Source organism: Leminorella grimontii (assembly GCF_039789245.1).
In the GTDB taxonomy this organism is placed as follows: Bacteria; Pseudomonadota; Gammaproteobacteria; order Enterobacterales; family Enterobacteriaceae; genus Leminorella; species Leminorella grimontii.
This window is the reverse complement of the sequence record NZ_CP146357.1, coordinates 3,844,456-3,863,897: the sequence shown is the minus strand read 5'-3', so window position 1 is coordinate 3,863,897 and position 19,442 is coordinate 3,844,456. Positions and strand designations below refer to the sequence as shown.

Below are 19,442 nucleotides of genomic sequence, written 5' to 3'. Positions count from 1 at the left end.
ATAAAAATAATTATTTAAATACAATTAAATAAATTTATTGAATTATAAAATCACTGACTTTTTATTTAATGATTATCACTTTTTGATAAACAAGCGATGCCATTGGAGGAACCGCCGTGATTTCAGTATTGAATAACATTCAGGACGATATCTGTAACTATGCGGATGCTATCTCCGGCATCACTGGCACCGACGTTGAAATCATTGATGAGTCGCTAATGCGCATTGCAGGTACGGGGAAATACCGCCACATGCTCAACCAGAACGTGGCTAAAAACGGCTATATCTACCGCCACGTTTTGCAGGTGCAGAAAACCGTATTGATAGAAAACCCCGGTGAAAACGTGCTCTGCCGCAGCTGTGAGAAGCACCTCTATTGCTCCGAAGTGCTGGATCTGAACGCGCCTATTTTTCTTAACGATCGCGTCATTGGCGTTATCGGCATTATTTGCTCTTCGATGGAACAGCGTCAGGCGCTGCTTAACCAGATAGACAAGTTCATAACCTTTATCGAACAGATTGCCGAGATGATTTCCAGCAAGGTGTTCGAGTGTCTCGAACGTTTACGGGCGCAGGAGACGTTGGGAGCGTTTCGACGGCTGATTGACGCTATGGATCGCGGCGTAGTGGCGATCGACGGCAAGAACCGCATCTGGCACGCTAACCTGTCGGCTGAGCGTTTGTTTAACCGGGAAGTGGTAGGGCGTACGCTTGATATCGAAATGACCGGCGATGTGCTGTACGGCGATGAAGAGGCGTGGCTGACGCTGGAGGGGCAACGCCACCATGTACTGTGCAAGCAGATTTCCCTGTCGTCGTTCGATAAAGACAGCCTGACGATGGTGATTTTCCACGATGCGCGTGACTATATGAGCAAGGTGACGCTTCCCGCCTATGAGTCCGACGGGCGCGCCCGGCTGGTAGGTCACTCCCGGCCAATGGAACAGCTTCGAAATACTATCGGCAAAGTGGCGGACAGCTACGCCAGCGTGCTTATCACTGGCGAGAGCGGCGCGGGTAAAGAGGTGGTAGCGTTTGCCATTCACCAAAACAGCCCGCGCAAGGCTCAGCCGTTTGTCACCATCAACTGCGCAGCCATTCCCGAACAGCTGTTGGAAAGCGAACTGTTCGGCTACGTGCGCGGCGCATTTAGCGGCGCGGACCCCAAAGGACGGGTAGGGAAGTTTGAGCTGGCCCACGGCGGAAGCCTGTTTTTAGATGAAATCGGCGATATGCCGCTGCACCTTCAGGCCAAGCTGCTGCGGGTGCTGCAAGAAAAGGCTATTACGCGGGTAGGTTCCAACAACGTAATCAATATCGACGTGCGTATTATCGCCGCTACTAACAAAAACCTTTACGACATGGTCGAGAACGGTCAGTTTCGGCAAGATCTCTACTATCGCCTGAACGTAGTTCCGCTGGCGCTGCCTTCGCTGCGTGAACGTAAAGAGGACATCGCCATGCTGGCGCAGTACTTTGCCGATGAGTTTTCCGAAAGCTATCAAAGGCCGCGGCAGAAGTTGCCCGCTGACGTCGTCAACCTGCTGTACGCTTACCACTGGCCGGGTAATATTCGCGAGCTGCGCAATGTTATCGAGTATATTTATGTGATGCAGGGGGATGCGTCGGGTATTAATGCCAGCCATCTGCCGCCTCATTTGCTTCATGTCATGGAAAGGCCGCTAACGGACAGGCCTGACTCGCTACAAAAGGGCTTTACCGCGTCAGCAGAAAAGGATGTTATCGCACAGGCCTTAACGCAGTTTGGCCACAGCGTAGAAGGGAAAAGGCGGGCGGCGGAACATTTGGGCATCGGTATTGCGACGCTTTATCGCAAAATTAAGCGTTATGATTTGGCCTGAATGTGGAGGGAGAGACGATGAGCGATCTTGAAAAACGCGCCAGGGAGTTTGCCACTCGCATTCATGCCGAAGCCAACCAGCGGCGGAAGTATACGCTGGCGCCCTATATCGTACACCCTGCGGCGGTAGCGGAGCTGGTGCGCTCGGTACCTCATACGCCGGAAATGCTGGCTGCCGCCTGGCTGCACGATACGGTGGAAGATACAGACGTTTGCATAGACGATATTTTTCGCTTGTTTGGCGAATCGGTCGCTCAATACGTGGCGATGGTGACCAAGGTCAGCGTCGAGAGAGACGGCGACAGAGAGGCGCGCTTTCTTATCGATCTCCGGCACACCGCGCTCGCCTGTCCGCAGGCGAAAACCATCAAGCTGGCGGACATTATCGACAACTGCCGTACGGTGGCCGACTTTGACCCTGCCTTTGCCGAAGGCTACTTAGGAGAAAAACGCCGTCAGGTTGCGGTGTTGACTCAGGGGAATACGATGCTGTTTCAGCAGGCGAATGAGACGATAGCGCGGGGCATAGAGGTGGTTCGAGTATGGAAGCGAAGCCGGAGGCCTTTTTGATGCTGAAGGCCTTGCCGTCATTTTTCGAGGCATATCGCAGAAAACAAAAATCCCCGTTGGTAAGACGGGGATTCTTATTTTTTCACCCTCAGGCTGCGAGTAGCGCCCTGAGCGGCGATGCGTGACTGTACAAGCTAGCATTGCGATTTTAACCCCCTTTACCTCTCATTGCAATTGTATGATTCGGCTCTTTATAATGCGAATCGCTGGCTTTTTCTCGCTCTGGATCAAACCGATTTCAAGCCCTGGCTGCTGGACGGGTGGTTCCGCAGGTAGTGCCCCGATCTGGAGCGTGATTGTACAAGCTAGCATTTGTACAACCAGCGTTGACAGGCGGCGTAAGGGTAAGATGCTGGGGTTACGCTCCTTCATAGAAGGAGAGCGGATGGACACATTGACGCATAAGCTGGTCGTGCTCATCGCCTTGCTGGAGCTGCTGTTGGCTCTGCTGCGGCTGATTGATCTGCTGAAGTAATTCACGGATTGAAACGCACCTAAGGGGGAAGCCAATTCCCCCTTTAATAAACGATTTGGCTCAAATCATTATGCTAATGCTTCTTTCATCCTCTAACGCCCTTTCTTCAATCCTGAAAGACGTTTTCTACCGTTATTAAACTTTGCCTCCTGCGATACCTCGAGGGCCAAATCCGTTCTGGCGTGGCGCCCAACGCGTCGGCGATAAGCCTTTCTCCTTTGGGCCAGCGGCGGTTTAATGCGTTTGCCAGCGTGGAGGACGCCAGCCCGGCGTTACGGGAGACCTCCGCCAGTGAGGTGCCGCGTTTTTTCAACGCGGCGATAATGTCGGCGGGATGCCAGTCTGACTGTGTCATGCCGTCACCTCGTCAATAAGCTTTACACCGTCGGCGGTGCGTAGCCAACGTGGGGATTTCAGTTCAGCCGCGAGGTAGCTGGCCAGTTCGTACAGTAAGCCAGTTAACGTTTTTTCGATATTAGGCCGCAAAGTTTGTCCGATAAGCAACTGTGTTAGCGTCAGCGAGTAGTCGCAGAGCAATTCGGAGCCCGGTTCAAAGCGAGGCGAGCGTACGGGGAGCGTACGGGGAGCGTGTTGGCGGTCAGGCTTTCAATCAGATGAGGTGGGATAGGATCGTGCAGCGTGGCTCGCAGCAGCGTAAGGCATGTCGTTAGGCGTTTATACAGCGCCAGCCGCTGGGGCGGATTGTCGCTTTCCATCAGGGCTTCGGCGATGCGTTCGCTATAAGCGGCCAGTACGGTGAAGTCCGTTGTGGCATTAAGGGGAAAAGTGAGCAGCGCGTCGGGCGACGGGCTTAAAAATGGAGAAGAGTCAGACATGTTAACCTCGTTAGTTTCTTTGAGAAAAGCACCGTCAATAGGGTGCCGGGAGGCTCAAAACGGTCTAACGAACCGCGGACTTATTTCCCCGAAGGGTATTGTATTCGTCGCCCTCCCGACATTAATCGGGTAGTGCCCCTCCGTTTCGATGAACGGCGGAGACGAAAAGGCCAACACTGACAGGGTTGGTTTGGCTGCGTTAGACAAGGTTTTGAGTCCTCATTCGCAAAGGTAACAATACCGAGTTAACAACGCCAAGGGATTCTACTATAACAAGCGCGGTAACGCATTAATCTGGAAGATGTTTCGCAAAAAACAGTTGGCGTTTATGTAACTGATTTGACCAGGTTGTGAAGTAAGATTTGAGGTCGTTTCGGCTGGGGAACTTTTTGATGCCGGAGGTTATACCGTCGTTTTCTGGAGGCATATCGCAGAAAACAAAAATCCCCGTTGGTGAGACGGGGACTTCTGTTTTTCGCCCCCAGGCTGCGAGTGGCGTCCTGAGCGGCGATGCGTGACTATACGACCTAGCACCGTAAGTTTAACCCTCTTTATCCCTTATTGTAAACGTCTGACTCGACTCTTTATAATGCGAATCGCTGAGTTTTTCACGCTCTGGATCAAACCGATTTCAAGTCCTGGCTGTCGGACGGGTGGTGCCGCGGGCAGTGCTCCGGTCTGGAGCGTGACTATACGACTTAGCAACTGTACACCAGCGTTGACAGGCGGCGTAAGGGTAAGATGCTGGGGTTACGCTCCTTCATAGAAGGAGAGCGGATGGACACACTGACGCATAAGCTGGTCGTGCTCATCGCCGTGCTGGAGCTGTTGCTGGCTCTGCTGCGGCTGATTGATTTGTTGAAGTAATTCACGGATTGAAACGCACTTAAGGGGGAAGCCGATTCCCCCTTTAATAAATTACATTAACCCTTACTTAAACGGACTATACTCCACCGGCACCCAGCGATATCCCTGAGCGTCCGCGCCAACGTGGCCGATGCCGGGGAACGGCAGGTGTGCGCCCGCTATCCAGAGATCGGTTTTTGCTATGTTGGCGAACAGCTTCCTGCGGGTTTCTACCGCTTTTTTATTGTCGACGTCGAACTCCATAGAGACTTCCGGGCGGGTAAACTGCACCGAATGACTGTGAACGATGTCGCCCCAAACCAGCAGGCCCTGCTCGCCAGAGGTAAACAGGTACGAGCTGTGGCCTGGCGTATGCCCCGGGGTTGGCATGACGGAGATGCCTTTTTGCAGGCTGTCTCCTGGCTGATAAACCTTAAATTTCCCCGCAGCCTGATAGGGCGCAACGGCTGCTTGAATGGTGGCGAACATCGGCTTGGCGGCTTCTGGCGCTTTTGCCGCCTGCTCCGGGCTTAGCCAATAGTCGGCATCAGCCTTGGCGACGTAGACGGTGGCGTTAGGGAACGCCATTGCGCCGTTATCCGTAATGCCGCAGACGTGATCGGCATGAAGGTGGGTTAGCAGCACGGTGTCTACCTGCTCCGGCTTATAGCCCGATGCCGTCAAGTTTGATTTAATCGCCCCCAGCGTTGGGCCGAAGCACTTCGCCGCGCCGGAGTCCACCAGCACCAGGTGCTCGCCGGTATTGATAAGGAATGCGTTAACGGCGGTCTGCACCCCGTTGTCGCTGTTGACGTACATTTTGTCCAGCAGCGTTTTCGCGTCTTTAGCATTGATATCCTTAAGCAGGTTCGTACCAAGCTTAACGTAACCGTCGTACAATGCGGTGACTTCGAACTGGCCGAGCGGCATGCGGTAGTAGCCGGGGACCTGAGTTTCCTGCTTTGCCGGCGCTGAAGCCTGAGCGGCCATCGCGCAGCCAGCCATCAGCAGCGCCAGCAGGGCGCGAGAGGCATATTTCTTCATCGGTTGCTGTTCCTTGTTGTTTGCGACATGACGATTTAACTATAGTGCGATTTTTCCAACGCATCGCGCGTCAGGCTATTTGCTCAACCCGGCAGCGTTGGCACAGCGGATAGTTGTCGAGAAACGGTTGAATTAGCGCCCGCATGACGTCGAAGCTGTTGCCGTACAGATAAAGCGCTGTCTCTTTGTTGCCTTGGTAATAGCTGTGAATAGAGCCCTCTTCGCCAAGCGCTTTTTCTACTTCACTCCAGACTACGTTAACGTCGCTGTTTTGATAAACTTCATTCGACAGATCGGTGCCGTTGAGATAGAGCGCCAGGCCTTCCTGATGCCCGAAGGGAATGGTGCGATCGTCGACCCGAAGGCGAGAGCCTTTGGGGGCCAGCGCTTTTTCCAAAAAGCCGAGAATGTGGCCTATCGCCCGTTCGCTGACGTCGGTGGCGTCAATCTCGATGTCGCATTCGCTGATTTCGCCCTCGTCGGTTAAAAGCGAGCCGCCGCCGCTAACGTGGCCGATGCCGCACTGTTCTAAAACTTTCCCAAGCGCATCTTCTAAATCGCCGCGATGCGTCGGCTGAAGTCGAGCGTTTAGGGTGACGGTAACGTAATGTTGTTCTTGTTTTTTCTTACCGAAAAGATTTTTAAACATGCCGGGCTCCTTTTGGGCAAATAGATGAGTATTTGGCGATCCTGTCGCCATCATAGCGATATTGTCAAATTGACGTTAGTCTTCTTTATAGGGGAAATTCTAAACGGAGGGAAAGGTATGAATGTCTGCTATGTTGCCTACGTGTCCGGCGTCGTGCAGGGCGTTGGCTTTCGCTATTTCACCCAGCGGCAGGCACAGGCACTCGGAGTGAATGGTTATGCCTACAATATGGACGATGGGCGGGTGGAAGTAATGGCCTGTGGCGAGCAGGCACAGGTAGAAAAGCTGTTGGCGTGGCTGAAGGTGGGGCCCCGTTCGGCCAAGGTCGAGCGCGTATTGACAGAGCCGCGCCCTTATCGAGACTGCGCGAGCTTCAGCATTAGATATTGAGCCTAGTCATTAATTCCTCCGATCGGGTAGACTAGGCGCCAATACGGCGCACTGCTTTACATAAACGACAATCTGGAACTCGCTATGTCTTCTTCCTTCGTTTCTATCCAACGTCTGCACACCTTTGGGCTGCCGGTCCACGCCGAGCGCGTTATTGAGGCCGATTCCGCTTCGCGTTTGCAAAACGCCTGGCGGGACGCGAAGCGAGAGGGGAAAGCGACGCTGCTGTTGGGCAGCGGCAGCAACATGCTGTTTCTGGAAGACTTCGGCGGCTGGATTATTCTCAACCGCATCAAGGGGATTGAGGTTAAGGAATCCTCTGATGCGTGGCTGCTGCACGTGGGCGCCGGAGAAAACTGGCACGAACTGGTGCGTCATACGCTCTCGCTGGGGATAGGCGGGCTTGAAAACCTGGCGTTGATCCCCGGCTGTGCAGGTTCCGCGCCGATTCAAAACATTGGCGCTTACGGAGTAGAGTTAAAGGACGTCTGCGACTACGTTGACGTGCTCAATCTGGAAAGCGGTGAAACGCATCGGCTGGCGGCGAACGAATGTGAGTTTGGCTACCGTGAGAGCGTGTTCAAACACCGCTATCGCGATGGATATGCCATCACCGCCGTAGGACTGCGGCTACCGAAACGCTGGCAGCCGGTGTTGAGCTACGGCGACCTGCGTGCGCTAGACCCAGCGACGGTAACGCCTTCACAGGTGTTTGATTCGGTTTGCGCCATGCGCACCAGCAAGCTGCCCGATCCGGCGATAACAGGGAATGCGGGCAGCTTTTTCAAAAATCCGGTGGTCAGTGCGTCGGACTTCGCCGCTATTTTGGCGCGCTATCCTAATGCGCCGCACTATCCGCAGGCTGACGGTCAGGAAAAGCTGGCGGCCGGTTGGCTTATCGACCGCTGTCATTTAAAAGGATATGCCATTGGCGGCGCGGCGGTTCACTCACAGCAGGCGCTGGTATTAGTGAACCAGCAAGACGCTGCGCCGCAGGACGTGGTGCAATTAGCGGCTTACGTTCGAAACCGCGTTGGCGAGACCTTTAACGTCTGGCTGGAGCCAGAGGTGCGCTTTATCGGTCGCGAAGGCGAGCGTAACGCGGTGGAGGTGCTGTCATGAAGAATATCGCAGTACCTCTTCAACTGGTGAAAATTCTTGCCGACGGCGAATTTCATTCCGGCGAACAGATTGGTCAGGCGCTGGGCATGAGCCGCGCGGCAATTAATAAATATATGCAAACCCTGCGCGACTGGGGGCTGGACGTGTTCACCGTAACGGGCAAAGGCTACAGCCTGGCCGCGCCGCTTCAACTTTTGGATACGGAAGCCATTGCCAAAAATCTGCCGGAAGGGGGCGTCACGGTGCTGCCAGTGGTGGATTCTACCAACCAGTATTTAATGGACAGAATCGGCTCCCTTCGCTCCGGCGAGGCATGCGTGGCCGAGTTCCAGCAGGCCGGGCGGGGACGACGCGGCAGACAGTGGTTCTCACCCTTTGGTTCTAACCTTTATCTTTCGATGTATTGGCGCCTGGAGCAGGGGCCGGCGGCTGCCGTGGGGCTTAGCCTGGCGGTGGGCATCGTTATGGCCGAAGTGCTGCGCGAACTGGGTGCTAAAGAAGTGAAGGTCAAATGGCCAAACGATCTGTACATAAATGACCGCAAGCTGGCGGGAATACTGGTTGAGCTGACCGGTAAAACCGGCGATGCGGCCAACGTAGTGATAGGCGCGGGCATCAACCTTGCCATGCGCGATCCGGACAGCAGCGTGGTAAATCAGCGCTGGGCCAACCTGATGGAAGGTGGCCTGAATATCGATCGCAATCTGTTAGTTGCCCGACTGCTTACGGCGTTGAGAAATACATTGGGCCAGTTTGAACAGCAGGGGCTTGCGCCGTTTGTTTCCCGCTGGCGCGCGCTGGACAACTTTATCGATCGTCCGGTAAAGCTTCTGATGGGAGAGCGCCAGATTTTCGGCATCGCGCGCGGTATCGACAAGCAGGGGGCGCTCCTGCTGGAGCAGAACGGTGAAGTTACGCCATTTATCGGCGGTGAGATATCCCTAAGGCCCGACGACAGGAGATAGAACTGACAGCTATTTTCTGCCGAAAAGTTTGTCGAGTCGTTTGCTGCATTCCCCTGGCGTAAGTAAAGAAATATGCATCCCGTTTTCGTCCAGGGTGAAAAAGCCTTTACATGCATCAGGCATATCGTCGTATTGCTTATCCAACTGCGCCATCGTTTCTTTAAAGCAGCTGTATCCGTAGCGTTCAACCAGATAGGGTAACCCAAAGGGCGAGCGCAGCATTTCGTATTCTTGGTAGTTGTAGGGCGTGTGTTCGGGGATTTTTATCAGGATTTCGTGAAAACGCTTCATTAATGGCGCGATCTCTTTCTCTATAGCGTAGGCCGCATAGCCTCGTAGCGCAGTAAGCCGCATATCCAGATAGCGCTCTTTCTTAAAAGCAGACAGAAAGAAATCTTTTAGATCATATTGTAAACACCGTAGGACGAAGGCGTTCAGAATTTGCTTACGGCTGAAGATGTCTTTTGTTGAGAAATAGAGGTTGTCAAAATACGCGACGTCATCGGCTGAAAAGTCTTCAAACCTCATCTCAATCATTAAGCCGCGGTATTCAGGATGGTTTATATAGCCTCTTTTACCTACAAAGCGCTCAATGGCTTCCCTGCTTTTCATGGCGAGTTTACTTCCTTAGCCTCACCTGCTCAACCGCGTGGTTCGCGCCCTTGGTCAGAATGAGGCTTGCTCGTTCACGGGTCGGCAGAATGTTTTGCAGTAGATTAAGCCCGTTGATTTCTCGCCAGATGCCGTCGGCAATGCTGATGGCCTGTTCTTCCGACAGCTTGGCGTAGCTGTGAAAGTAGGAGTCCGGGTTGGAGAATGCGCCCTGACGGAATTTAAGGAAGCGGTTAATGTACCACTGGCGCAGTAGCTCTTCTTCAGCGTCGACGTAAATCGAGAAGTCGACGAAGTCCGAAACGAAAACCCGGTGGGGCGACTGCGGATAGTCCATGCCGCTTTGCAGCACGTTTAGTCCTTCAATAATCAAAATGTCCGGCTGTTCGATAACCTGCTTTTCGCCGGGAATGATGTCGTAAATAAGGTGAGAATAAACCGGCGCCTCAACCTGCGCTTTTCCCGATTTGATTTCTGAAACGAAGCGCACTAGGTTCATTATGTCGTAGGACTGTGGAAAGCCCTTTTTCTTCATCAAGTCACGGTCACGCAGCGTCTGGTTTGGCAGCAAAAAGCCGTCGGTGGTCACCAGCTCTACGCGCCGCCCTTTCGCCCAACGGCTTAACAGCGCCTGAAGCACGCGCGCACTGGTGCTTTTGCCCACGGCGACGCTGCCGGCGACGCTGATGATATAGGGAACGCGCTGTTTTTGGACGCCGAGAAACTTTTCCAACACAACGTGGTTTTGCAGGTTGCTGTCGATATAAAAATTCAGCAGGCGAGAAAGAGGCAGATAAATCTCAGAGACTTCGTCCAGTGAGAGGTCTTCGTTGATGCCCTTGAGGCTGATGATTTCCTCTTCGGTCAGAGTAAGCGGTTCAGAGTCTCGAAGCGTCGCCCACTGCTCACGACTGAATTCCATGTAGGGGCTTAAGCCAAATAGTTGTTGTTTGTCGTTCATAAACCGTTACATCCTGAGGGCCATATTGCTCGTATATCACGACGAGTCGAACTGGGAAATCAGCCGACGTAAGGAGTTATTATAGACATCTTGACGATGAGGGCAGCTTTTTTCGCACCTTGTTCATAATTTCTTTGGATCTTTTAGTGGTGGCGACGCCTTTCGGGGTGCAAAATAGTTCGCATTGCGCGCAGTTTTTTAGGGGGGGGCGACAAAGTGCCTGGTGGAATTCAACTGAGGATTAAAGGCAAAGTGCAGGGCGTTGGCTTTCGTCCCTATGTTTGGCAATTGGCCCATGAAATGTGCTTTCTGGGCGATGTCTGCAACGACGCTGAAGGCGTATTGGTTCGCCTGCTGGCCGATGCCGTTCCTGCCGGCTTTGTGGAGCAGCTCTATGCTCGCTGCCCGCCGCTGGCGCGCATTGAAAGCGTGACGCCAACGCCGTTTGACTGGCCCGTTCCTCCGACGGACTTCTCGATCCGCAGCAGTGGGGAAGGGCCGATGGATACGCAGGTTATCCCCGATGCGGCCACCTGTCCGGCCTGCCTGAAGGAGCTGTTTGACGGCGACAACCGGCGCTTCCGCTATCCTTTTACCAACTGCACCCACTGCGGGCCGCGTTTCACTATCATTCGCAAAATGCCCTATGACCGCCCGTTTACCGCGATGGCCTCTTTTCCCCTTTGCCCCCAGTGCCGTATGGAATATGAGTCTCCGGCAGACAGGCGCTTTCACGCGCAGCCTAACGCCTGTTCGGTCTGCGGGCCGTACGTTTGGTTGAGCAAAGCAAGCGACGTTCAGCCGACCGGCATCGTCGGCGATCTCGCCATTGAAAAGGCGGCGGAGCTGCTGCTTAACGGCGGCGTTTTGGCGATTAAGGGGCTGGGCGGTTTTCATCTGGCCTGCGACGCGACCAGCGATGATGCCGTTAACCTTTTACGCAAGCGCAAGCGCCGTCCCACCAAGCCGCTGGCGGTGATGCTGCCTTCGGCGGATTGGCTGAGCTTTTGCAGTCGGGAAAACGAGCCCGCTCTGCGTCAGCTATTGCAAAGCGGCCCGGCGCCCATCGTGCTGGTAGAAACGTCGCTAGGTTCGCCCTTAAGTCGCGCCGTTTGCCCCGGGTTGGATGAGGTCGGCCTGATGTTGCCTGCAAATCCTCTACAGCACCTGCTGATGGCAAAAGTGGGAAGACCGCTGGTGATGACGTCCGGCAATGCATCCGGCAAGCCCCCGGCGCTGTCCAATGAACAGGCGCTGGCGGATCTGGGAAATATCGCCGACCTGTTTTTAATGCACAATCGGGACATCGCGCAGCGCGCTGACGACTCGGTAGTTCGCTGGCAGCATGGTCGCGCGGAGATGCTGCGCCGCTCGCGCGGCTACGTGCCTGATGCAATTGAGCTGCCGGCAGGATTTGACGATCTTCCTCCGCTGTTGGCCATGGGGGCGGACTTAAAAAATGCGTTTTGCCTTTTGCGAGGCAACGCGGCGGTGCTGAGTCAGCACCTTGGCGATTTGGACGACGTCGATATTGAGCAACAGTATCGCTCTGCCTTAACGCTGTTTGAGGATATCTACCGCTTTACGCCTTCGGCTATTGCCGTTGACGCCCACCCGGGCTACGTTAGCCATCGGCTGGGGCGTGAGCTAGCAGAAAAAGAAAGCCTGCCGCTGATAGAGGTTTTACACCATCACGCCCACATCGCCGCAACGATGGCGGAGCACGGCTGGCGCAAAGAGGATGGGCCAGCGATCGGCCTGGCGCTGGACGGGCTGGGATACGGCGAAAGCGGGCAACTATGGGGCGGCGAGTGCCTGCTGGTGGACTACCGGCAGTGTCAGCGCCTCGGCGGCTTGCCCGCCGTCGCGATGCCGGGCGGCGACAGGGCGTCACAGGAGCCGTGGCGCAACCTTCTCGCCCAGTGGCTGCGTTTCGTGCCCGACTGGCAAAGCTATCCGGAGGCATCGGTCGTATTGGCGCAACCCTGGCAGCCGTTGGCCGTAGCTATCGAGCGGGGGCTGAACTCCCCGCAAGCGTCCTCGTGCGGTCGACTGTTCGACGCCGTCGCGGCCGCGATGTCTGTCTCGCCGAACGGTATTAGCTGGGAAGGGGAAGCGGCCTGCCGGTTGGAGGCAATAGCCCGCCAGTGCTGCTGTAACCGGGACCATCCGGTAACGATGTCGTTTAGTGGGGAAACGCTGGATCTGGCGACGTTCTGGCGGCAATGGTTAGCTTATCGCGCACCGATGGCCGACCGCGCATTCGCCTTTCACCAGGCGCTGGCGAACGGCATGGCGGACATGGCCAGAGCCTTCGCGCAGCGGCACGGCGTTTCAACCGTTGCGCTGGCGGGCGGCGTTGTTCACAACCGCCTGCTGCGGACGCTATTGGTTGAGCGTCTTGAGGGATTACGGGTTATTTATCCCGAACGGCTGCCGATGGGCGACGGTGGCTTGGCGTTAGGGCAGGCTATTGTTGCAGCGTCTCGCCGTTAAGCGTCTATACTTATCTGACCGTTTGATTACGGCAGAGCTAACATTTATTTTAACTATAAATAACAATGTATTATGAAAAATTTAGCGTTGGCGTTATTCGCCGCATGCCTTTGGCTATCTTCTTTCTTCCCGGCTTATGCTGACGGTGAGCACCGTGACGTGTACCTCGGCACCATTGGCGCTCAGTCCGTGGTGGTGGAACTGTCCGTTGACGATGAGCCTAACGTCACCGGCCGCTATTTTTATCAGCGTTATCGTAACGATATTGCCCTGTCGGGCGTTCGAAGCGCGGACGGCAGCTTCACGCTGTATGAAAATCGACAGGTAGAAAAGAATCCTTCTGCTATGACGCTATCCCCTGGTTCTGACGGCTCTCTGAAGGGAGAATGGCGCGGCGTTGGCGGTAAACGCTTAGTGGTAAACTTAACGCTGCAGCCGCAGCTCGAAGATCATAAAGACGATACGCTTTATCTTCAGGCGCTGCGCCGTGAAAATCCCTATGACTACCAGCGCATCGCTGCTTCATCTTTGATGAAAGAGCGGGAGCAGACGTTTATGGGATATCGGCTGCAGTGGTGGCGAGAGCCGGTGTCTGGCATTCGCCTGTTTAGCGTTTTATCAGGATATCCACAGGCGTCGCTTAAAAAGATCAATGCGCACTTGCGCGATCGCCTGTGGAAAGAGGTCGTTAACTACCACAGCTGCCTATACGGCGGACTGCAAACCAGCGTCGGCCAGGCTGATTTCACTCAAACCGTAACCCCAACCTATTTTTCGGAAAATGTGCTCAGCGCCAAGGTGTTCACCCACTTTTACTGCGGCGGAGCGCACCCTGACTTTGGCGATTTTCCGATTAATCTTGACGTGAAGCAGGCCCGCGAGCTCTCTTTAGAAGACGTGCTGTGGCTGGGAAAGGGGGAACCCGTTTATTATGACGCTCAGGGAAGCTCAAATTCTACTTTCAGCGATTTTTCCGATTACCGTTCTCACATTCTCGCTCCTTGGTTAGTCAAGAAGATGTCGGAGTTACATCCAAAATCCATGTTGAAAAATGAAGAATGTGATTATCATACGCAAGAGTATTGGGCATTTGTGAATTGGCATTTTACGTCGGAAGGAATTCTCTTTAGTCCTTCATTCCCTCGTGTAGCGCGCTCCTGCGAATATCCCGAGTGGGCGACGATCCCCTATCGAGAAATTAAACGGCATCCTGGACGGTTTTCATTCTCTGATTAACTACCCTTTTTGTAACTATTTTCAGTTCGGATGAAACGCATCACAATCTGAAAAGTATTTTCTTTTGCCACTATTATTGTTGGTTGTTTTTTGATCGACAATAAACTATTTCTATAAAACTTTTCTTATATCCTGAGTTTAGCCGTTTAAGTCCATAAAGTAATTTGTGTTCAAAAATATAAAACCATAGAAATAATGAGCGCTTTTTTGGTCTTCTATAATTTGTGAGTTTGATTTTTTGTTAAATTTTATGTTTTCATTACAAATAAAAGATACCTTAATATCCTTCTTGTGCGAATGAATTTTTGAAAAAATATTTATTTATCAATATGTTAAATTGGTGCATTTTTATTTCAAAATGTAACTGTTTGAATAGAAAGAAATGTTATTTTTTTGTTACTTTTTTCACTTGGAAATTTGACGTTACAATAAGAGACATCTAATCTTTAATTAAGGATAATTAATAAAAGTGTCGTTGCCAGGAGTTTGATAGGGTTAGTCAATAAGCAACTTAACATCGTTATTCAATAAGTATTACCTCCAAAAAACCGGCGGGAAGGTCTTCTGGGGGAGGGATGACTTATATTTGAAAGCCGAAATAACAACTATTATTTGCGGAATTCAAGGACTGTTTAATTGCTTATAGACGACCCTCCGTTGGTCGCTAAGGGCTTATTATGTCCTCAAAAAGACCACTATTAAAGCAAACGTTCTATGTTACCGGCTCTTCCCTTCTCATTATGGCGCTTTCCGCCTGTGGCGGCGGCGGCGGTGGTGGTGGCGGCGGCGGGAATAACAACTCCAGTAATGTCGGTTCGGGAAACCAGTCAGTGTCAAACCGGGACGGTATTATTTCGCCCACAGCGCCGATTACACCAAATGCCTATAACCGAAATCTTTTCATTACTCAGGCTGCTGCGGCCAGAGAGGCTGGGTTTACCGGCGCGGGCGTCATTGTTGGCCTCATCGACAGCGGCGTATCAACCAGTAACGTAGCGCTTCAAAGCGTCGTAATCAAATCGTTGACCTACGTCGATCCTGCAACGAACAATACCAGCGTTGGAGACGTTCGCGGCCATGGCACCATGGTAGCTCAGGTAATCGCCGGTCAGCGCGTCGGCGACTTTTCTGGCGGCACTGCGCCTGGCGCGTCCATCGTTAGTGCGCGAATCATTTCTGATACGCCGACGTCAGCCGGGACTCAGGGATATTCGCTGACCCGCGTCAACTATGACGTAGCCGACGCTGGGGCGAAAATTCTCAATAACTCGTGGAGCATGCCTGAGTGGAGCGCTTCCGATACCGCTACGACCAACAATTACGTTAACGCCTATCAGAATTTTGTGAAAACCCGAGGCGGCCTGGTGGTATTCGCCAGTGGAAACGACGGCGAGGCTAATCCTACTCAAATAGCGACGCTGCCGACGCTGGCGCCTTCGGCTCAGTTGGAAAAGGGGTGGCTGGTGGTCAGCGCCGTAGACACCAATAACCCAGGTAAGCTCGCTGCCTACGCCAACGCCTGCGGCATCAGTATGAACTACTGTCTGGTGGCGCCCGGTACGGTATCCGTGACGACCGCCAACGGCGACATGACCACCGTCTCCGGTACGTCTTTTGCCGCGCCTCAGGTATCTGGCGCAGCGGCGCTGGTTTGGCAGGCATTTCCCTACTTTAGCAACGATCTGGTTCGCCAGACGCTGTTGGGAACGGCGACCGACATTGGTTCCGCCGGCGTTGACAGCACTTTCGGCTACGGTCTGTTGAATGCGGCAGCGGCGGTAAAAGGCCCGGCCAAGTTTGACTGGGGCGACGTCTCCGTAAGCTTTAACGGCTACACCTCAACCTGGAGTAACCCGATAAGCGGTAACGGCGGTCTGACTAAAGACGGTTCTGGTACGCTGGTTCTGACGGAAAATGCGACCTACAGAGGAACGACAAACGTTCTGGGCGGTACGCTGGCTTCTGAAAAGCGCATTGCCTCTGCCGTTAACGTTGGGAGACTTGGCGCGCTGGACGTACGGCAGGTTGGCGGAAATGTTTATAATCAGGGCAGCGTCGTACTGCGAAACGGCGTAACCACGTTTAGCAGCAACTATACGCAAACGTCTGATGGCCAGCTGGCGATCGTGTTGGGCTCCACGTTGAACGTACAGGGAACGGCGAACGTTGCCGGCAACCTGCACGTATTGAGCGTTCCTCAGGGCTACGTGACGAAAACCCAGCAGGAAGTGCTCTACGCTCAGGGCGGCCTCCAGGGTACCTTCAATACCTTTACCAAGGCATCCGGCGTGTTCCTTGATGCGACGGTGGGTTACAACAGCAATCAGGCATGGCTGAACGTTCAGCGGGTAAACACCGCCAGCGTCTCCGGCATTGAATATACCGCGGCAGCCAGCTCTGGCGCTGCGAGGGTAGAACAGGCGTTTACCCTTCTGGATGCTCAGAACAGCGCATCTCCATCACCAAGCAGCGTGAAGGATAGCGAGTTCCTGAAGGCAGCCGCCAGCCTGCAGCAGTCACCTACGCCGCAGATAGCGCAGGCCTCTTTGGAAAGCCTGTCCGGGCAGCTGCCTGCCGCTAGCCGCGCTATGACGTTGCAGGCGGTAAACGTAAACAGTCGCCAGGTTTCCGACCATATCGCACAGCTTATGGATGCGCCGGTCAGCAGCAGCTGGACGCAGAACGTCAATTACCAGAGCAGCATGACGGGAGGCGGTTTCTCCGGCGTGAACTACTCTATGAACGGTTGGGTTATGGGAAATGACGTTTTCCTGGATAAAAACACCTTCATCGGCTCATCGTTAACGCGCAGCGATACCTACGGCAGCCTGAGCCGCGGTTCTGAATACAATAGCGGCACCGTTGGCGAAGCCTCCCTGTACGGCGGCAAGATGTTTGACGCTTACTATGTGACCGGGCGCGTCGCATCAGGGTATTACGACGGTCGCCAGAAGCGCACTCTGCTGCTGGGTACGAACTCTGAGCGCGTCAGCAGCGATCAGAGCGGCAATTACTTTACCGTCGGCAGCGAAGTGGGCTATCGGGTGAAAGGCGATAACTGGCAGGTAACGCCCTTTGTCGATACGCAATATATCAACCTGAAGCAGGACGGATTTAAAGAGAACGGCGCCTCCGGCTTTGGCCTACAGGCCAAGTCCCAAACGACCGATCGCCTGCAGGCTGGTATGGGCATACGCGCCGGCTACGGCTGGGACATGGGGGATAAAGGCCGCGTTAACCTGACGGCGAAAACGCACTACCAGCGCGCCGTGGCTCAGAGCAATGAGCGCTACAGCGCCAGCTTCACCGGCGTTAATCAGTACATGCCGCTGAAAGGCGCCGAGCTGCCGCGAGACGCCATGATGGTGGGCAGCGGCTTTGAATGGCTGCTAAACGACCAAATGATGCTGAACCTGCTCTATGAACAGTACTTCAGCGATGCGCAGAACGTGAACTCTGTGAATATGGGCTTTACGTTTACGTTCTGATAGAAGCGTTGTTGCTATTTTTCCTGTCAACAATTACCCCAGTAGCCGTCAAAGTAAAGGGCTACTGGGGTTTATGTTTTTGGGATTGGAGAGAAGGTTTTGGCCATGAAGATACCAAACCATCTATATGCTCATGCAGATCTGGATTGATGTGGTTCCACATGGGATCGAGCACGAAGTCAATGCCTTCACGCCTTGCCAGTTTGGCTGCTGGTACAAAATCACTGTCTCCTGCAATCAGAATAATTTGTTCAACGTTTTTATTATGGGCCAGTGATGATATGTCTAGGCCTATTTTCATATCGACGCCCTTTTGTCTGGTTTCATACCTGACGTCATTTTCTGTGAGCTGTTCGATGAGGATCTTGCCATTTAGCAGCTCCTTAGTTTTCGCTGGTGTAATAACCCACTGGCCTTCATCTGCTATGCGCCCCATTCGAAGGGCAATCTTTCTAAATTGCCGTAGTTCATTGTGAAATTCTTTCCTAAAATGGGCTTCAGGAGTGTCAGAGAAATTAAATCCCTGTTTTGACACTGGATTCTGAGCGCGCTTCTCTAATGGCGGACAGTCATAGAAAAAGATGCGGTATAGATCCGGGGTAATGTGTTTCCTGTTTGCTTTGCGCAGATCGCCCAATAGGCCAGCGTATAAATCACGGGCGATTTGATTAGCGCTTTTATCTCGCCAATTGGGATAAAGCGTTCGATAACGCTTAATGAAGAAACTACCGTCTACCAGTATTGCTGTCTTCAATAAAATGTCCCTATTTTATTTGAAATAAAAAACCCCATATTTCGGAATGCTCACTATTTGGTGAGCTCGTACTCTATGGGGTGCTATTTGTATGAAGTGTAAAGCTAGTTGACTTGGGAGTCAAAGAAAGCGAGTACTTTATTTATACGATATTGATACCAGAAACATTTCTTTTGGCAACTCGTCAAAAGAAAATTGGACGATGGATAGCATTTTTAACTTTGGTCGGGGAATAAGATGATGACCCTTTGTTATGGATAGCTCTCACTCATAAGGGGACAATTTTGGGGGCCAGTTGTTTAAACATAAAAAAGCGCCCCGAATGCGGAGCGCCTTGTCTTCAGATAAAGCCTGACGGCCTGTTACAGCATGCCTTTTACAACATAAACACGCCAACAATCGCCAGAATGCTCAACACGCTGGCAATGCCGTAAAACACCAGCTTGCCCGCAGGGATGTGCAGCTTCAGGTCGTGGCTCATGTGGTGCATGCGGTGCAGCCCGCACCATACCGGCAGAATAATCATCAGCAGCAGGAACACCCGGCCAATGAAGCTCTGACAGAAGGCCAGTATTCTCGGATAGCTCAGCGCTTCAGGCGCCCAGCCCAGCGGCAGAATAATCGCCACCAGAAGAATAATCGCGGGTGCGACAATCGCGCTCCACATGCCGCCCGCGCCAAACAGGCCCCAGAATACCGGTTCGTCAGAACGCTTAGGGTTTTGGTCAATCATTTCATTCCCCTCCTTACACCAGCGCCACGGCCAGAATAATCACGGTTACCACCGCCGTCACTGCCCACATGCCGGCAATCATCGGCTTCGGACTCATCTTCTCATCGCCCTTGACGATGTTCACCGCCTTCGGCGCCAGGTCAAACCAGGTCTTGGTGTGCACCACGCCCATCACCAGCGTGATGATGTTTAGCAGCATCACCAGCGGGTTTTGTAAAAAGCCGACAAAACCGGCCCAGCTTTCCAGGCTTCTTAAGGAGAATACCCCAATCAGCACCACAATGCTGAACCACACCGCCGGCACGGCAGTGAGTTCGCGGAACATATAGAACTTATAGAACCCCAGGTTCTTCCACCAGGAAGCCTTCATCTCACGGACATAGGGTTTACGTTTGGTCATCATC

At 53.3% G+C, this 19,442-nt stretch carries 16 protein-coding genes and 1 pseudogene; 8 read left to right on the top strand and 9 right to left on the bottom strand.

The features are described 5' to 3' along the window. The first annotated feature begins 116 nt into the window (after positions 1-116). Positions 117-1,862: a sigma-54 interaction domain-containing protein gene (locus V8L73_RS17750; protein ID WP_347253624.1), complete on the top strand. Its 1,746-nt coding sequence runs from the start codon at positions 117-119 to the stop codon at positions 1,860-1,862. A gap of 17 nt (positions 1,863-1,879) precedes the next feature. Next, positions 1,880-2,431 carry an HD domain-containing protein gene (locus V8L73_RS17745; RefSeq protein ID WP_261832845.1) on the top strand — a complete coding sequence of 184 codons (552 nt, stop codon included), beginning with the start codon at positions 1,880-1,882 and terminating at the stop codon, positions 2,429-2,431. A gap of 581 nt (positions 2,432-3,012) precedes the next feature. On the opposite strand, the gene V8L73_RS17740 is transcribed toward V8L73_RS17745, so the two are convergent. The 4 genes and pseudogenes from V8L73_RS17740 to V8L73_RS17725 all read right to left on the bottom strand — a co-directional run bounded on the left by V8L73_RS17740 (position 3,013) and on the right by V8L73_RS17725 (position 6,281). After that, on the bottom strand, positions 3,013-3,261 hold the full coding sequence (locus V8L73_RS17740) for a helix-turn-helix transcriptional regulator (RefSeq protein ID WP_347253623.1): 249 nt from the start codon (positions 3,259-3,261) through the stop codon (positions 3,013-3,015). After that, positions 3,258-3,742, bottom strand: a pseudogene (locus tag V8L73_RS17735) (hypothetical protein). Before V8L73_RS17735 ends, V8L73_RS17740 begins: the two are co-directional and overlap by 4 nt. A 930-nt stretch (positions 3,743-4,672) precedes the next feature. After that, the gene (locus V8L73_RS17730) at positions 4,673-5,632 is read right to left on the bottom strand and encodes an MBL fold metallo-hydrolase (RefSeq protein ID WP_347253622.1); all 960 of its coding nucleotides are present in this window, start codon (positions 5,630-5,632) and stop codon (positions 4,673-4,675) included. Positions 5,633-5,702: 70 nt separating this feature from the next. Beyond that, positions 5,703-6,281, bottom strand: a complete 579-nt coding sequence (locus V8L73_RS17725; protein WP_261832843.1) for a hypothetical protein — start codon at positions 6,279-6,281, stop codon at positions 5,703-5,705. A gap of 117 nt (positions 6,282-6,398) precedes the next feature. Between V8L73_RS17725 and yccX the strand changes: the two genes are divergently transcribed. The 3 genes from yccX (at position 6,399) to birA (ending at position 8,758) form a co-directional block, all read left to right on the top strand. Continuing rightward, positions 6,399-6,671: an acylphosphatase gene (gene yccX / locus V8L73_RS17720; protein WP_036024375.1), complete on the top strand. Its 273-nt coding sequence runs from the start codon at positions 6,399-6,401 to the stop codon at positions 6,669-6,671. Positions 6,672-6,755: 84 nt separating this feature from the next. After that, positions 6,756-7,793, top strand: coding sequence for a UDP-N-acetylmuramate dehydrogenase (gene murB / locus V8L73_RS17715; RefSeq protein ID WP_027275616.1), 1,038 nt, complete (start codon positions 6,756-6,758; stop codon positions 7,791-7,793). Then, positions 7,790-8,758 (top strand): bifunctional biotin--[acetyl-CoA-carboxylase] ligase/biotin operon repressor BirA, encoded by a 969-nt coding sequence (gene birA, locus V8L73_RS17710; protein ID WP_347253621.1) that lies wholly within the window; start codon positions 7,790-7,792, stop codon positions 8,756-8,758. Before murB ends, birA begins: the two co-directional genes overlap by 4 nt. Before the next feature lie 9 nt (positions 8,759-8,767). On the opposite strand, the gene V8L73_RS17705 is transcribed toward birA, so the two are convergent. Further along, positions 8,768-9,370, bottom strand: coding sequence for a hypothetical protein (locus V8L73_RS17705; RefSeq protein WP_347253620.1), 603 nt, complete (start codon positions 9,368-9,370; stop codon positions 8,768-8,770). Between the two features lie 7 nt (positions 9,371-9,377). Then, the gene (gene coaA / locus V8L73_RS17700) at positions 9,378-10,331 is read right to left on the bottom strand and encodes a type I pantothenate kinase (protein ID WP_027275619.1); all 954 of its coding nucleotides are present in this window, start codon (positions 10,329-10,331) and stop codon (positions 9,378-9,380) included. 216 nt (positions 10,332-10,547) lie between these two features. On the opposite strand from coaA, the gene hypF reads away from it, so the two are divergent. From hypF to V8L73_RS17685, 3 genes are all read left to right on the top strand, one after another. Next, positions 10,548-12,827 (top strand): carbamoyltransferase HypF, encoded by a 2,280-nt coding sequence (hypF, locus tag V8L73_RS17695; RefSeq protein WP_347253619.1) that lies wholly within the window; start codon positions 10,548-10,550, stop codon positions 12,825-12,827. A gap of 72 nt (positions 12,828-12,899) precedes the next feature. Then, complete coding sequence (locus V8L73_RS17690; RefSeq protein WP_347253618.1) at positions 12,900-14,063, top strand: hypothetical protein; 1,164 nt, start codon at positions 12,900-12,902, stop codon at positions 14,061-14,063. Positions 14,064-14,740: 677 nt separating this feature from the next. Further along, on the top strand, positions 14,741-17,551 hold the full coding sequence (locus V8L73_RS17685; RefSeq protein WP_347253617.1) for a S8 family serine peptidase: 2,811 nt from the start codon (positions 14,741-14,743) through the stop codon (positions 17,549-17,551). A 61-nt stretch (positions 17,552-17,612) separates the two neighbouring features. Here the strand turns inward: V8L73_RS17685 and V8L73_RS17680 are convergent, their stop codons facing one another. The 3 genes from V8L73_RS17680 to frdC form a co-directional block, all read right to left on the bottom strand. Further along, complete coding sequence (locus tag V8L73_RS17680; RefSeq protein ID WP_027275623.1) at positions 17,613-18,305, bottom strand: NYN domain-containing protein; 693 nt, start codon at positions 18,303-18,305, stop codon at positions 17,613-17,615. 376 nt (positions 18,306-18,681) lie between these two features. Beyond that, positions 18,682-19,038, bottom strand: coding sequence for a fumarate reductase subunit FrdD (gene frdD / locus V8L73_RS17675; protein WP_166792024.1), 357 nt, complete (start codon positions 19,036-19,038; stop codon positions 18,682-18,684). A gap of 13 nt (positions 19,039-19,051) precedes the next feature. Then, the gene (gene frdC, locus V8L73_RS17670; protein ID WP_036038274.1) at positions 19,052-19,441 is read right to left on the bottom strand and encodes a fumarate reductase subunit FrdC; all 390 of its coding nucleotides are present in this window, start codon (positions 19,439-19,441) and stop codon (positions 19,052-19,054) included. Between the last annotated feature and the right edge of the window lies 1 nt (position 19,442).

Excerpts from the sequence above, each read along its gene's own strand:
- V8L73_RS17745 (WP_261832845.1), top strand. The coding sequence starts at position 1,880 with ATGAGCGATCTTGAAAAACGCGCCAGGGAGTTTGCCACTCGCATTCAT.
- V8L73_RS17740 (WP_347253623.1), bottom strand. The coding sequence starts at position 3,261 with ATGACACAGTCAGACTGGCATCCCGCCGACATTATCGCCGCGTTGAAA.
- V8L73_RS17730 (WP_347253622.1), bottom strand. The coding sequence starts at position 5,632 with ATGAAGAAATATGCCTCTCGCGCCCTGCTGGCGCTGCTGATGGCTGGC.
- V8L73_RS17725 (WP_261832843.1), bottom strand. The coding sequence starts at position 6,281 with ATGTTTAAAAATCTTTTCGGTAAGAAAAAACAAGAACAACATTACGTT.
- yccX (WP_036024375.1), top strand. The coding sequence starts at position 6,399 with ATGAATGTCTGCTATGTTGCCTACGTGTCCGGCGTCGTGCAGGGCGTT.
- murB (WP_027275616.1), top strand. The coding sequence starts at position 6,756 with ATGTCTTCTTCCTTCGTTTCTATCCAACGTCTGCACACCTTTGGGCTG.
- birA (WP_347253621.1), top strand. The coding sequence starts at position 7,790 with ATGAAGAATATCGCAGTACCTCTTCAACTGGTGAAAATTCTTGCCGAC.
- V8L73_RS17705 (WP_347253620.1), bottom strand. The coding sequence starts at position 9,370 with ATGAAAAGCAGGGAAGCCATTGAGCGCTTTGTAGGTAAAAGAGGCTAT.
- coaA (WP_027275619.1), bottom strand. The coding sequence starts at position 10,331 with ATGAACGACAAACAACAACTATTTGGCTTAAGCCCCTACATGGAATTC.
- V8L73_RS17690 (WP_347253618.1), top strand. The coding sequence starts at position 12,900 with ATGAAAAATTTAGCGTTGGCGTTATTCGCCGCATGCCTTTGGCTATCT.
- V8L73_RS17685 (WP_347253617.1), top strand. The coding sequence starts at position 14,741 with ATGTCCTCAAAAAGACCACTATTAAAGCAAACGTTCTATGTTACCGGC.
- frdD (WP_166792024.1), bottom strand. The coding sequence starts at position 19,038 with ATGATTGACCAAAACCCTAAGCGTTCTGACGAACCGGTATTCTGGGGC.
- frdC (WP_036038274.1), bottom strand. The coding sequence starts at position 19,441 with ATGATGACCAAACGTAAACCCTATGTCCGTGAGATGAAGGCTTCCTGG.